The sequence below is a fragment of the Streptomyces griseorubiginosus genome (assembly GCF_001514195.1).
GTDB lineage: Bacteria > Actinomycetota > Actinomycetes > Streptomycetales > Streptomycetaceae > Streptomyces > Streptomyces griseorubiginosus.
Window position 1 is genome coordinate 57,495 of record NZ_KQ948736.1, and the last position, 12,710, is coordinate 70,204.

Here is a 12,710-nt window from a genome sequence, read left to right on the forward strand (position 1 = left end):
CGGGCGTTCAGCCCGTCGCGTCCACCAGGGCCAGCTCGTGCAGGCGTTCCGGTGGGCCGGGGCGGGCGTAGTACCAGCCCTGGGCGGTGTCGCAGCCCAGTATCCGCAACTGCTCGGCCTGGGCGCCGGTTTCGACGCCCTCGACCGTCACCGCGAGGTTCAGGCCGTGGGCGAGCGAGACGATCCCCTCGACGATCTTGAGGTCGACGGGGTCGGCGGGGAACTGCTGCATGCTCTGCGTGAAGGAGCGGTCCAGCTTGAGGACGCTGACCGGCAGGCGGCGCAGGTTCGCCAGGTTCGAGTAGCCGGTGCCGAAGTCGTCCAGGGCGATGTCGACGCCCATCTCGGCGAGTTGGCGCAGCGGCTTGAGCAGGTCGTCGTCGGCGCCGATGAGGGCCGACTCGGTGACCTCCAGGCAGAGGGCGTCCGGAGCGACACCCGTGCGTTCCAGGATGTCGACGGTGTCCTGGACGAGACCGGGGTGGGTGAGCTGGCACGGCGACAGGTTGACATTGATCCGCAGTGGACCGCCCGCCGTGTCCTCACCGTAGCGTTCTCGCCATTCCCGGGCCTGGCGCACCGACTGCTCCAGGACCCAGCGGCCGAGCGGCACGATCAGCCCGGTGTGCTCGGCGAGCGGGATGAACCGGTCCGGGCCGAGGACGCCGTGCTGCGGGTGCAGCCAGCGCACCAGCGCCTCGGCGCCGCGCACACTGCCGTCGCCGAGGTGGACCAGCGGCTGGTACTCGATGAAGAACTCGCCGCGATCCAGGGCCGCGGGCAGCTGGGTGGTCAGGCCGTGCCGGGTGATCGCGCGGGCGTCGGCCTCCGGGTCGGCCAGCTCGAAGCGGTTGCCGCCCGCCGACTTGGCCCGGTACATCGTGATGTCGGCGCTGCGCAGCACCTCCGCCGGGCCCCGCTCCCCCGCCGGGCCCTCGACGATGCCGATGCTGCCCCGCACGGTCAGCTCCCGGCCGTCGATGCGGACCGGGGCGAGCAGGACGTTCATGATGCGGGTGGCGAGCTCGTCGACCTCGCTCTCGGTGTCGGGGCCGGTGGTCAACGCCACGAACTCGTCGCCGCCGAGCCGGGCCACCATCTCGCCCGGCGCGGTCGCGCAGGACTGCAACCGGTCGGCGACCTCGACGAGCAGCCGGTCGCCGGCCGCGTGGCCGAGGCTGTCGTTGATGGTCTTGAACCCGTCGAGGTCGAGGTAGCACAGGCCGAACCGCTGGCCCTCGCCGGCACTCAGCGCCTTCTCCAGACGCTCGAAGAACAGCGTGCGGTTGGGCAGTCCGGTGAGGGCGTCGTGGGTGGCCTCGTAGCGCAGCCGGAGGTTGAGCAGCCGGCGCTCGGTGGTGTCCTCCATGAGGGCGAGCTGGTACTGCGGGGTGCCGTCGGCGTCCCGCAGCAGGGAGACCGTCAGATTGGTCCACAGGACCGTGCCGTCGGGGCGGGAGAATGCCTTTTCGACGTGGTAGTGCTCGCGCTCGCCGCGGACGAGCTCGTCGTAGAGCGTCCAGGTCTGGGGCGCGTCCTCGGGATGGATCCACCCCCGGACGTTGCGGCCGCGCATGTTCTGGTCGGTGATGCCGAACATGCGCAGCAACGCGTCGTTGACCTGGAGGACGTTGCCGTCGAGGTCCGCGATGCCGATCCCTATGGCCGCGCCTTCGAACACCGCGCGGAAGCGGGCCTCGGTCGCGTGCAGCGCCTGGGCCACCACGCCCTGCGCCTCCAGGGCGGCCTGCGCGATGGCCTCCTGCTCGGCCAGGGTGCGCTCGCGCAGCGCCTGGGCGAATCCGGCGGCCATCGCGTGCTGGAGTCGGGCGGACCGGCTGCGCAGGTCCTCCCGGTCGCCCTCGCCGCCGCAGTACAGGACCAGGTAGGCGTCGACGCAGTCCAGGGAGCGGGTCAGCGCGTCGGGGTCGGTGCAGTGCGCGGTCACCAGGGCGGCGCCCACCGCCCGGCCCTCGTCCGTGTCGACGGTCCTGGCCAGCAGCGCCTGGCTCAACCGGCGGGCCAGCGGCAGCAGTTGTCCCTCGAACTCCGCGCGGGTCAGCGAGGTCGAGGTCACCGGGAACACGGCCCGGCTCCAGATCGTCGCGAACCGGCGCAGTCTGTCCTCCGGCCCGTCCGGCTCCGCGCTCACGCCGTCCGCCCCACGCCGCCGAACTGGGAGAAGGCCCATGGATCCTCTTCGTCGGGGTCCCAGTTCTCCGACTCCGGCCGCCACCGCGGCATCGGCACCAGCCCGGGTTCCACCATGTCGTACCCCTCGAAGAACCGTGCGATCTCGTTGTGCGAACGCATGATCAGCGGGTTGCGGATGTCCTTGTACACGTCCACCGCGCCCTGCACCTGCTCCTGCGACAGCGGGATCCCCTCGAACGCGGCGTGCGTCAGCACCAGCAGGCTGCCGGGCGCGAGCGCGTCGCGCAGTTCGGCCACCGCCCTGTAGGGGTCGTCCGCGTCTTCCACGAAGTGCAGTATGGCAACGAGGAGCAGCGCCACCGGACGCTTCAGGTCGAGCAGCCGCTGGACCTCGGGGCTGTCGAGGATCTCCTGCGGCTTGCGGAGGTCGGCCGCGACGACGCCCGCGTCGGGGTTCTCCGCGATGACCGCCCGGCTGTGCGCGACGGCCACCGGATCGTGGTCGACGTACACCACACGGGCGCCGGGGCTGGCGCTCTGGGCGACCTCGTGGACATTGCCGAAGGTGGGGATGCCGGAGCCGATGTCGAGGAACTGGGTGATGCCCTGCTCGACGGCGAACCGCACCGCCCGCCGCATGAACGCCCGGTTCGCCTGCATGATCTTCGGCAGTCCCGGTACGTGCTCCATGGCCTTGCGGGCCGCCTCCCGGTCGGCCTCGAAGTTGTGCGAACCGCCCAGGTAGAAGTCGTAGATACGCGCCACGCTCGGCACCGAGATGTCGATGCTCCGGGGAGCCCAGGCGGGACGCTCCATGTATCTCTCCAAGGCGTAGACGATCCGGTGTTCGAGCTGAGGCTACTGATCGCCCGCCAATGGAGCGAGTGGAAACGGAAATTGACCATCCGTTCCCGGTCACTGCCCGCGGCACGTGCCGCCGGTGCACGGCCGCCGGGCCACCACGAAACGTAGGCGCCGCACTCCGGAGAGTTCCGGAACGGGCGCCGACTCGCGGGGAGTTGGGGGGAATGACGGCAAACCGGTCCGACCCCTCCGTGCGGCGCGGAGGGGTCGGACCGGTGGTCCTGGCGAGGCCCTGGTGAGAGGGCCGTCACTTGTCGGAGACGCCGACCATCTTTCCGTCGGGACGGACGGCGTACCACGTGCCGCCGACGCCCTGGCCGTTGGTGTCGCCGGGCTCCTTGTCGCCCGAGAAGGTGTAGATCGGCGAGCAGTTGACCGTCTGCTGCCTCGCCCCGTCACCGCGGGTGAAGCTCATGAGGCCCTTCTTCTGGACGCCCTTGGTGTCGTTCGCCGACACCGGGCTCACGACCGGCCACTTCTCCAGGCAGGCGCCGTTGCAGTTCGAGACCGGCTTGGGCCACGCCTTGTCCTTGGCGAAGCGGTAGACCGTCATGCCGTTCTTGTCGACGACGATCTCGCCCAGCTTGGGGTCGTTGCGGGTGGACAGTCCGGGAAGGCTCGCGACGGACGCCTTCTTGCCCGTGGGGGCCAGCGCGTACCACTTGCCGCCCACGCCCTGACCGGTCAGGTCGCCGGCCTTGGTGTCCTTGGCGTAACGGTAGGCGGGCCAGCCGGCGATGGTCAGCTGCTTGCTGCCGTCGGCGCGGGTGACCTCGCCGAGCAGCGCCTTGTCGATGCCGGCACCGGCCGAGGCGTCGTCCGCGGGCACCGGCGGCCAGGCCGTCGCGCAGTCGCCGTTGCAGTTCGACTTCGGCGGCTCGGCGGTGTCCTCGTCGAAGCGGTAGAGGGTGAGGCCGGTGGCATCGGTCAGCACGTCCCCGAGCTCGGGGTTCGCGGACACCTGCAACTTGCCGGCCGAGGCCGACTGGGCGCCCAGGTTGCCCTGGCCGACCGCGGAGGTCGAACTCGCGCTCGGGCTGGTCTCGGTGCCGGTCCCGATGCCGGAGCCCAGACCGCCGTAACCGCCCGCGGCCGCGGTGGCGCCGACGTTCTGGCTGCCCACCGACGAGGCGCCGCTGTCCTGACCGCACGCCGTCGTGAGGGCGAGCACCGCCGCGGCGCTTGCCACGAGTGAGGCGTTCCGCCAGGAGGTCTTCATCGTCAACTCCCCATAATTAAAAAGGGTGTTGCAGCGCCCTGCTGCGCCGCCGCACGACAATGGGTACGCATCGGGGCAGGGGTTGTGTTCAACCGTCCGGCAAATTTCTTTCCGGACGCTGTGACCACACCCGGCTCAGGCCGCACAGACGTACGCCTGATCGGACGCACGAACGTCCCGGATTCAAACATCGGGTGGCCTTTTTCCCTCCTTCGGAGCAATCTCTTCGCGCCCGCGCGTAAGGCGGCGCGGCAGGCCTCATGATCTCCGACGTGCATCGACCCGAATCGCCCCAAACCGCCTCCGCCATACGGGTGTTGGCCCTGCTGGCCTTGACGTGGGCGCTCGTCGCCCCGACGGCCGGGGTGGCCGAGGCGGATGCCTGCGCCTACGCCTCCGTCGGCCCCGACGGCGCCAAGGTCGTGGCGGTCGCCGGGAGCCTGGACTGGCCCACCCTGCCGCCCTGCCCGAAACCGAAACCGCCGCCGCCCACCCCGACCCCGACTCCCCCCGAGCCTCCTTGTACTCCGACGCCCTCCCCCGATCCGACGCCGACGCCGCCTCCGACCCGGAAGCCGCCGAAGCCGACCCCTCCGCCGCCCCCGGCCCCCGAGCCGCCGGCGCCCGAGCCCACACCTCCGCCGCCCGCACCGGCCCCGCAGCCGGCCGCACCGCGGCCGCGGCCCACCCCACCCCCCGAGCCCACCCCGACCCCGACTCCCACCCCGACACGGACGCCGCCGAAGCCGGCCCCGGGTCCCTCCGCGAGCCCGGTGACGTACCCGGCGTACCACCACGCGAAGGCGCCCGACCGGACCACGCACAGCACGACCTCGCCCGTGATCTACGTCTTGCTCATCACCGCGCCCGCGGTGGTCGCCGTGGCCGCCCTGCGGCCCCGCTAGTGCCGATCCTGGAGGCATCCCTTGCCGGAATGGCTTGTTCTCATCCTCGCGATGCTGGCCGCGTGCGCCGTGGTGGTCGCCATCACGCTCATCCGCCACAAGGCGGCACCCGTGGACGAGGATCCCAGCGAGACCCCGGACGTCATCGAGTACATGACGATGTGGATCGGGGTGGTCTACGCCATTGTGCTGGGTCTGGCCATCGCGGGGGTGTGGGAGGCCCGCAGCGCCGCACAGGACCACGTCCAGGCGGAGGCCCAGGCGCTGCACGAGATCTCGGAACGGGTCCAGGTGTATCCGGCCGGTGTCCGTGACCGTATTCGGGCCGATGTCAACGCCTATGTCGGACACGTCGTCACCGTCGAGTGGAAGGAGATGGCCGACCACGACCGGACGACCGCGCGCGGCGCCGAGCTGCTCGACCGGATCCGCACCGACGTCACCTCCTACCAGCCGGCGACCGACTTCGAGGCCCAGGCCTACCAGCCGCTCGTCGACCAGGTGGCCGCCGTGGACCAGGCCCGCAACGCGCGCGCGGACTCGGTCGAGCCCACCATGCCCGGGGTGGTGTGGTTCGGACTGCTGGGCGGGGCGGTGATCACCATCGGGATGGTGTTCGCGCTCCAGATCAGGCGTACGGCGCGTGAGCTGATCCTCGCCGGGCTGTTCTCCGCGCTGATCGCCTTCCTGCTCTTCCTGATCTGGGACTTCGACGCCCCCTACAGCCGGGGCATCACGGCCTCGGCCGAGCCGTTCCTCTCGCTCTTCCCGGGCATCAAGGGCTGACGGCCGCTCACCACGGGCCGGTCGGGGGGTGCTCGGCGTGCGACACGCCGTCGGTGTCCCCTGACCGGCCCAGTGCTGTGCCCCATTCGGCGCGACAGGGATCGCGCGGACGTACACGTGTTCCTAGCGTTTCGGTCATCGAGGTGCATTTCTGACGTAGGCGGAAAAGGTCCGCAGCTGCTCCTCGGGGACCGGAGGAACCACCATGCGCGCGATACGCGTCGCCTCGGCCGCACTGCTGGGCCTGACCGCCCTGACCTTCGCCGCACCGGCCGCCGTGGCGAAGAGCGACAACAACATCACGCCCTTCGGGTTCAGCGTGCTGCCCTCGACGGTCGCGCCGGGCGGCGAGGTGACGCTGCTGCTGGAGCGGGACCACGGTGGCTGCAAGGGCTCGGCCACGGTCACCTCGGCGGTCTTCGACACCATCACCATTCCCTCGCACCGGAGCCAGGCGACGGCCGTCGTCGACTGGGACGCGAGGCCGGGGGCGGTCCACCGGGTCACCTTCACGTGTGACGGCGTCAGCGGGTCCACGTCCCTCACCATCGCCGGGGTCCGGCCGGTCGAGCCCACACCGGTGCCGCTCCACCCGGGCCGGGGTGTCCAGGCCGGTGAGGGCGGCAGCCTCGCCGGGTTCGACCTCAAGCAGATCGGCATGGGCGCCGCGCTCGTCGTGGGCTCGGTCGGCACGGCCTACGCCCTGTCCCGCCGCCGCGGCAACGAGGACGGCACCTGACGGGTCGGCGGGGCGCGTGCCGGCAATGCCGGGCCCGGAAACACACCGCACCGGGAACGACCGAGGCGGGCAGATTCGGGGGCGAGCCGAATCGACCTCCCGCCCCGCGCTCAGAAACGGCCGAGACCGGGCAGACCTGAACCCCGACCTCGGGAGCGAGCCGGCTACCCGGCTCTCCACCCGGCCTCAGCAACAACGGGAACAGGGCAGCGCTCAGCCCCACGCAAGAAAGCGACCGGAAACCGGGCACGCCCCCGCCACGGACTCATCAGCAGCCGCGACCGTGCAGCACCCCACCCGAACCGGCAAGGAACCAACCCCCGCAGACCTCCGCCCCGGGCCCGGAAGCGAGGCGGGGCGGGGCGGAGGGTCGGGGGCGGTGTGGGCGGTGATCTCCGAAGGGGTGGGGATCAACGGGCTCCGAAGGCGTGCGGACTCAGATGTGCCGCTCCGACCTGCGGCGCATCCAGAACACGCCGCCGCCGATGACCGCCAGGGCCACGAGTCCGCCGCCGATGGCCATGTCGGTCGGGGTGGCGCCGGTGGAGCTGCTGCCGCCGAGACCACCGCGGACACCGCCGATGACGGTGAAGGCCGTGGGGTTGATGACGGTGCCGTTGCGGCACACGACGCTGATGCTGTGCGACCCCGTCCGCGCGTTCTGGTTCACGGTCGCCCGTCCCGTCGCCACGTTGCCCTGTCCCACGCGCAGCGTGATCGTCGGGAAGGCGTCCGAGCTGGCGGTGGCCGGGGCCGTGCAGTTGTTGACCGTGATGGTGAGCTGACCGCCCCGGGCGATGACGCTGGGCAGGGCGACGACGTTGCTCGGGCTCAGGTTCATGCCGTCCTTGGCGACGGCGACCGGGGTGGCGAGACCGAGAACCGCGACGGCGGCGCCGGCGGCCGCCAGGGCACGAGTGGTACGCATGTGATCCTCCGCGGGAGACGCCCGGGGAACGGTCCCCGGTTGATCGGCGAGAAAGCGCCTCCCAGACAGACCCTCAGATGCCTTGCGCCGCACCGCATTTCGACAATGGTCCGTCCTGGTGAGCCAACACGCCGAACGAAAAGCGCACAATCGGATATCTCCGCAGGTCACGGACCGTCAGAAAATTCCTGTTCACGGCAACTCGGATGGCGCACCACCCGCATTCGGGGGCCACCCGTTCGCCTTCGCCCCGTCGCCGGTTGCGCGCGCGGCATTTAGCGTTCTCGTATGCGCGAATGACGTGGCGACGGCCGCGTCGAGAGGGGAAGTCAATGTCTGCGTCCGAGCTGGCCGATCTGGCCGAAGTGGAGGAGCAGCGGAGGAAGCGCGCTCCCTGGGGCGTGATAGCGCTTGTTCTGCTGACCGGCCTCGCGCTCATCCGGAACGGCTCGGGGGAGTTCGACGTCGGCCCGCCCCAGCCCGCCTCGGCGGCCGCGGCGGACACCCGATTCCACGGCACCACGTTCGGCAACTCCCCCGCCGCCCTGCCGTTCGCCGCGCCCGACCGGGTCCTCATCCCGGCGATCCGGGTGGACGCACCGGTGCTGCCGGTCGGCCTGGACCCGGACGGCTGGGTCGCCGCACCCCCGCCGGAGGACCCGAACCTGGCCGGCTGGTTCACCGGCGCGGTCTCCCCCGGCGAGAAGGGCACCGCCGTCGTCGTCGGCCATGTCGACAACAAACAGGGCCCCGCCGTGTTCTACGGACTCGGGGCCCTCAAGAAGGGAAATCGCATCGAGATCAGGCGCAAGGACGGAAAGACGGCGATCTTCGAGATCTACGGCATCGAGGTCTTCGAGAAGAGCAATTTCCCCGGCGACCGCGTCTACGGTTCCAAGGGCACCCCCGAATTGCGGGTCATCACCTGCGGGGGCGGTTTCTCGAAGCAGCACGGTTATGCCGGGAACGTCGTCGCGTTCGCCCGCCTGGCCGAGGTCCGCTGAGCGTTCCCCGGCCGGCGGGCCGCGCCGGCGGTTACGCGTACTGCCTCCGCGGAACGGTGATGTGATAGCCCGAGTCGAGCAGCCGCGGGAGATAGTCGCGCAGCGCCCGGACACTCTGGGTGCGGTCGCCCCCGGCGTCGTGCGAGAGCACCACGACGCCGGGGGCGGCGCCGTTCTCCACCCGGCCGACGATCCTGCGGGTGCCGGGCCTGGTCCAGTCGAGGGTGTCGACCGTCCAGGCCAGGGGGTCCATGCCGAGTTCCGCGCCGAGCTGGAAGGCGGCGCGGTTCCAGGCGCCGTAGGGGGCGCGGAACCACTCGGGCCGCTCGCCGTAGCCGTCCTCGATGACATCGCAGGTGCGTTCCATCTCGGAGCGGATGCGGGAGCGGGTCAGCCGGGTGAGCAGCGGGTGCGACCAGGTGTGGTTGCCGACGACGTGTCCCTCGTCGGCCATCCGGGCCAGCAGGTCCTTGTTGTCGACCGCCATCTCGCCGCACACGAAGAACATCGCGCGGACGTCGTACTCGGCGAGGGTGTCCAGGATGTGCGGGGTGTAGCGGGGGTCAGGGCCGTCGTCGAAGGTCAGCACCATGGTCCGGCCGCGTCCGGACACCTTCAGCATCGGCTCGTGGCGTACGAGTGTGCGGTGGGGGGCGGCCTCGGGCGGGCCGTATCCGGTGAGGGGCTGGAGGCGGTAGGCCGAGGGCTGGAGCGGACGGGCCGCGGCTGGCGGGCCGGCGGCGGGGAGGGCCGGCCGGACCGGCTTCTCGTCGCCGACCACCGCGAACACCCCGGCCGTGCCGGCGGCTCCTGCCGCGGCGACTCCGGCCACCAGGGCCCGGCGCCGGGTCAGGACCGCCGCCTTCGTCGCCGACAGTCGTGTGAGCAACTGATCCTTCGTCATGACTCATCAGTCGCCCGGCGGAGCGCCGACGCACCTCAGCAACACCGGTGCGGCGGCACGAATACACCCGCCCGGCCCAGTGAGGACGCCCCGGTCGGCCATGACGGCTCGTCAGGGCAGGCCCCCGGAGGGTGTGTCGGCCCCGGCCTCGTCCCCTCCGTCGAGGCCGGGTGCCGAGGGCGGCGGCGGGCTGCGGCGGCGGCCCGGTCGCGCCCGCCCCCACGGGTGCCCCGTTCGGCCGCTCACGCACACCCGTTGTGGCCGGTCCCGCCCGCCGTCCGGACCTGCGGGTTCCGATAGCCTCGCAGCCGTGACGGAACAGCATTCGCACCAGTTCGAACGGGGCACGGACGGGCCCAAGGTGATCGTGGTCGGCGTGGACGGCTCCGATTCCTCGCTCCGGGCCGCCGCGTACGCCGGAGGTCTGGCCCGGCGGCAGCACGCGCTGCTCGCCGTCGTGTACGTCCAGCCGGTGCTCGCCTCGGGCGCGGCGCTCGGTGCTCCGGTGGCCGAGACCACGGACGAGATCGCCGAGGACCTGGTCGCCCAGATCCGGCGGGCGACCGAGCAGAACAAGGGGATATTCGATGTGCGGTGGGAGTTCCACACCTTCCGTGGCGACCCGTACAGCGGGCTGACGAAGGCCGCGGACGAACTGAAGGCCGACGCGGTCGTGGTGGGCGCCTCGGAGCAGGCCGGGCACCGGATCGTCGGTTCGGTCGCGGTGCGTCTGGTGAAGGCGGGGCGGTGGCCGGTGACGGTGGTGCCGTAGCCGGGCCCATGGCGGGGCCGCGGCCCGGTGCCGGCCCTCCCGAGTCGGCCGCACGTCGGTCGGGCATGTCGGTCGGTTCAGGCCAGCGCCTCCTCGCGCAGCCGGTCGAGCACCTTCAGCCGGCCGTCCGTCTCGATGCGGGTGGTGGTCACGCGCTCCGGATAGCAGCGCATGAACATCCGGGTGAAGTGGGTGCCGTAGTGGATGTACGCGGTGGGGTCCGCGGTGTCGAGCGGGCGGGCCACCGCGTTGAAGGCCGGTTCGTGGAAATAGGCGAGGGTGTAGCGCTCGCGGTCGGCCAGGCGGACCTTGTGCGGGGTCGACAGGAGGGCGCCGCCGGTCATGAACTGCATGATGTCGCCGGGGAAGACGGTGAGGACGGCCGGGACCGGGGTGACGTAGGTCCACGGCTCCTCGTGCTCGTGACGGCCGGCCATGGACTCGCCGGGCAGCCAGTTGCGGCCGCGTTCCTCGCCGGGGACGGGTGGCCGGACGTAAAGGCCGCCGACGTCGTCCTGCGCCGCGATGACGAGCAGGCCGTAGTCGGTGTGGGCGCCGATGCCGCGTTCGGAGCCGGCGTCGGCGGGCGGGAACCGCAGGACCCGCATGTGGTGCCAGCCGTCCGCGGTGAGGCGGGTGAAGTGGTCGGGGTCGTCCAGGCCGAGGCCGAGAGCCGTGAGCCGGAGCAGGCGGTGGCCCAACTCGCCGACGGCCGTCATGTAGCCCTTCATGGCGCGGGCGTAGCCGGGTGAGGGCCAGGGTGCCGGGCCGTGGCAGGGCCATCGGTCGATGACGCGGGGGTCGTCGGCCCGGATGTCGGGGCACACCGTGAAGATCTCCGAGCCGTCGCGCTCCCCCGCCGTCTCCTCCTCGCCGGAGGCCACGTAGCCGCTGTAGCTGAGGTCCGAGACGTACCCTGCCTTCTCGCTGAGGGGTTTGCGGCAGAAGGCCCGGGACGCCTCCAGTGCCCTTTCGGTGGCTTCCTGCTGGGCGGGGGTGGCGTGGACCTGGAAGATGCCGTCGGACTGCCAGGCGGCGACGAGCTCCCGGCCGAGGGCCCGGTCGGCGTCCGTGCCGTCGACGGCGGACGGCAGCCGGAACGTGCGCAAGGGCGGCGGGACATGTGGGTCGGTGGTCATTCTGGAACCTCCGAGAACTCCGCTCAGTGGTTGCGGGACAAACTACTCCGACCCACGAACTGAACGGCCGTTCAGTTCACTTGCTTCCGCCGGGTATCTGCGCGGTGTCTTCCGTCCCAGGCGTCTCGGTGTCGTCACGATCTGCCGTCACCCCTTTGGCGAACGCGAAGAGGTGAGGCATATGCCCCGGCTCCGGACCGGCGAGGGATTCTCCGCCGCAAACCGACCGAAGGCGGCGAGGAGACGGAATCCAGCGCGACCACTGGCCTGGAACGGTCGCTCGGGCTGTGCCGGCTGACCGCAATCGGCGTAGGCGGCGTCATCGGTGCGGGCACCTTCCCTCCGTCCGGGACAGTGGCGGACGGTACGGCGGGGCCCGCAGTCCCGTCTCCTTCCTCGTGGCGGTCGGTGTCGGCGGAGCGTCAGAGCTCGCGGAGAAAGTCCAGCAGGATCGCGTTGAACTCCTCGGGCTTCTCCAGGTTGGGGAAGTGCGCGGTGCCCTCCACCAGGACCGAGCGGCCGTTGCGGGCGGTGTTCGCGAAGCGTTCGGCGTCGGCGAGCAGGTCCGGCGAGTCCAGGGTGCCGTTGACGGTGAGCACCGGGACGTCGATCTTGGACACCCGGGCCCAGGTGTCCGTCATCGGCACATGCCAGTTCCGCTCCCCCGGGGTGTGCTTGGCGAGGGTGTGCAGGGCCATCTCGCGCAGGTGGTCGAGGATGCGCGGGTCCAGGTCCTCCGCCGAGCGGAAGGGGCCGGCCGCGGAGCCGAGGAACACCTTCAGCCAGCCGTCGATGTCGCCCGAGTGCAGCGTCCGCTGGGACTCCTCGACGACCCGCCGGGTGACCTCGTGGGTGTACTGGAAGTCGCTGACGGAGGCCCCGCTCAGGACGATCCCCCGGACCAGTTCCGGGTACTCCATGGCGGTGTCGCCCGCGACCGCCCCGCCCATCGAGACGCCGGCCAGGACCGCGGGGCCCGCGTCGAGGTGCCGCAGCAGACACGCGAGGTCGTCCGCCCAGCGGAAGGGCTCGGTCGCGTTGGCGGTCCAGCCGTGGCCGCGGATGTCCACGGCGACCACGCGGTGCCCGGCGGCAAGAGCCGGGATCTGGGCCTCGAAGAGGCGGTGGTCGACATAGCCGGCGTGCAGCAGGACCACGAGGTCACCGCTTCCGGTGTCGAGGTAGGCGATGTCCCCGTCGGTGGACGGGAAGAAGGTCAGTTCCGAAGCAACCGTCATGACAACCAAGGTGTCATCTTCTGGCGAGTTTGACAACCTGGTTGTCATGATGGGCCGG

12 protein-coding genes are annotated in these 12,710 nt (G+C 71.3%); 5 read left to right on the forward strand and 7 right to left on the reverse strand.

Features of this window, described 5'->3' with window-relative positions; all coding sequences use genetic code 11:
• Window positions 1-7: 7 nt before the first annotated feature.
• From AQJ54_RS12955 to AQJ54_RS12965, 3 genes are all read right to left on the reverse strand, one after another.
• Window positions 8-2,152 (reverse strand): putative bifunctional diguanylate cyclase/phosphodiesterase, encoded by a 2,145-nt coding sequence (locus AQJ54_RS12955; RefSeq protein ID WP_062237227.1) that lies wholly within the window; start codon window positions 2,150-2,152, stop codon window positions 8-10.
• Window positions 2,149-2,970 carry an SAM-dependent methyltransferase gene (locus AQJ54_RS12960; RefSeq protein WP_062237229.1) on the reverse strand — a complete coding sequence of 274 codons (822 nt, stop codon included), beginning with the start codon at window positions 2,968-2,970 and terminating at the stop codon, window positions 2,149-2,151. Before AQJ54_RS12960 ends, AQJ54_RS12955 begins: the two co-directional genes overlap by 4 nt.
• 295 nt (window positions 2,971-3,265) lie before the next feature.
• Window positions 3,266-4,237 carry an SCO0930 family lipoprotein gene (locus tag AQJ54_RS12965; protein ID WP_062029625.1) on the reverse strand — a complete coding sequence of 324 codons (972 nt, stop codon included), beginning with the start codon at window positions 4,235-4,237 and terminating at the stop codon, window positions 3,266-3,268.
• A 272-nt stretch (window positions 4,238-4,509) separates the two neighbouring features.
• On the opposite strand from AQJ54_RS12965, the gene AQJ54_RS43440 reads away from it, so the two are divergent.
• The 3 genes from AQJ54_RS43440 to AQJ54_RS12975 all read left to right on the forward strand — a co-directional run bounded on the left by AQJ54_RS43440 (window position 4,510) and on the right by AQJ54_RS12975 (window position 6,667).
• Window positions 4,510-5,142: a hypothetical protein gene (locus AQJ54_RS43440; RefSeq protein WP_107121058.1), complete on the forward strand. Its 633-nt coding sequence runs from the start codon at window positions 4,510-4,512 to the stop codon at window positions 5,140-5,142.
• A 21-nt stretch (window positions 5,143-5,163) separates the two neighbouring features.
• The gene (locus AQJ54_RS12970) at window positions 5,164-5,928 is read left to right on the forward strand and encodes a bestrophin-like domain (RefSeq protein WP_079069846.1); all 765 of its coding nucleotides are present in this window, start codon (window positions 5,164-5,166) and stop codon (window positions 5,926-5,928) included.
• Window positions 5,929-6,133: 205 nt separating this feature from the next.
• A complete protein-coding gene (locus AQJ54_RS12975) occupies window positions 6,134-6,667 on the forward strand; it encodes a hypothetical protein (RefSeq protein ID WP_062029617.1) in 534 nt (177 codons plus the stop codon).
• Window positions 6,668-7,103: 436 nt separating this feature from the next.
• On the opposite strand, the gene AQJ54_RS12980 is transcribed toward AQJ54_RS12975, so the two are convergent.
• On the reverse strand, window positions 7,104-7,595 hold the full coding sequence (locus AQJ54_RS12980) for a hypothetical protein (RefSeq protein WP_079069847.1): 492 nt from the start codon (window positions 7,593-7,595) through the stop codon (window positions 7,104-7,106).
• Between the two features lie 332 nt (window positions 7,596-7,927).
• Here AQJ54_RS12980 and AQJ54_RS12985 point away from each other — a divergent pair, with 332 nt between their 5' ends.
• Window positions 7,928-8,599 (forward strand): class F sortase, encoded by a 672-nt coding sequence (locus AQJ54_RS12985; RefSeq protein ID WP_062237232.1) that lies wholly within the window; start codon window positions 7,928-7,930, stop codon window positions 8,597-8,599.
• 31 nt (window positions 8,600-8,630) lie between these two features.
• On the opposite strand, the gene AQJ54_RS12990 is transcribed toward AQJ54_RS12985, so the two are convergent.
• Complete coding sequence (locus tag AQJ54_RS12990) at window positions 8,631-9,503, reverse strand: polysaccharide deacetylase family protein (RefSeq protein ID WP_062029612.1); 873 nt, start codon at window positions 9,501-9,503, stop codon at window positions 8,631-8,633.
• A 310-nt stretch (window positions 9,504-9,813) separates the two neighbouring features.
• Between AQJ54_RS12990 and AQJ54_RS12995 the strand changes: the two genes are divergently transcribed.
• Window positions 9,814-10,275 (forward strand): universal stress protein, encoded by a 462-nt coding sequence (locus AQJ54_RS12995; protein WP_062029605.1) that lies wholly within the window; start codon window positions 9,814-9,816, stop codon window positions 10,273-10,275.
• A gap of 77 nt (window positions 10,276-10,352) precedes the next feature.
• On the opposite strand, the gene AQJ54_RS13000 is transcribed toward AQJ54_RS12995, so the two are convergent.
• Both AQJ54_RS13000 and AQJ54_RS13005 read right to left on the reverse strand, forming a co-directional pair.
• Window positions 10,353-11,414 carry an isopenicillin N synthase family dioxygenase gene (locus tag AQJ54_RS13000; RefSeq protein ID WP_062237234.1) on the reverse strand — a complete coding sequence of 354 codons (1,062 nt, stop codon included), beginning with the start codon at window positions 11,412-11,414 and terminating at the stop codon, window positions 10,353-10,355.
• Between the two features lie 422 nt (window positions 11,415-11,836).
• Entirely contained in the window at window positions 11,837-12,652 is an 816-nt protein-coding gene (locus AQJ54_RS13005; RefSeq protein ID WP_062237236.1) for an alpha/beta fold hydrolase, read from the reverse strand.
• Window positions 12,653-12,710: the final 58 nt, after the last annotated feature.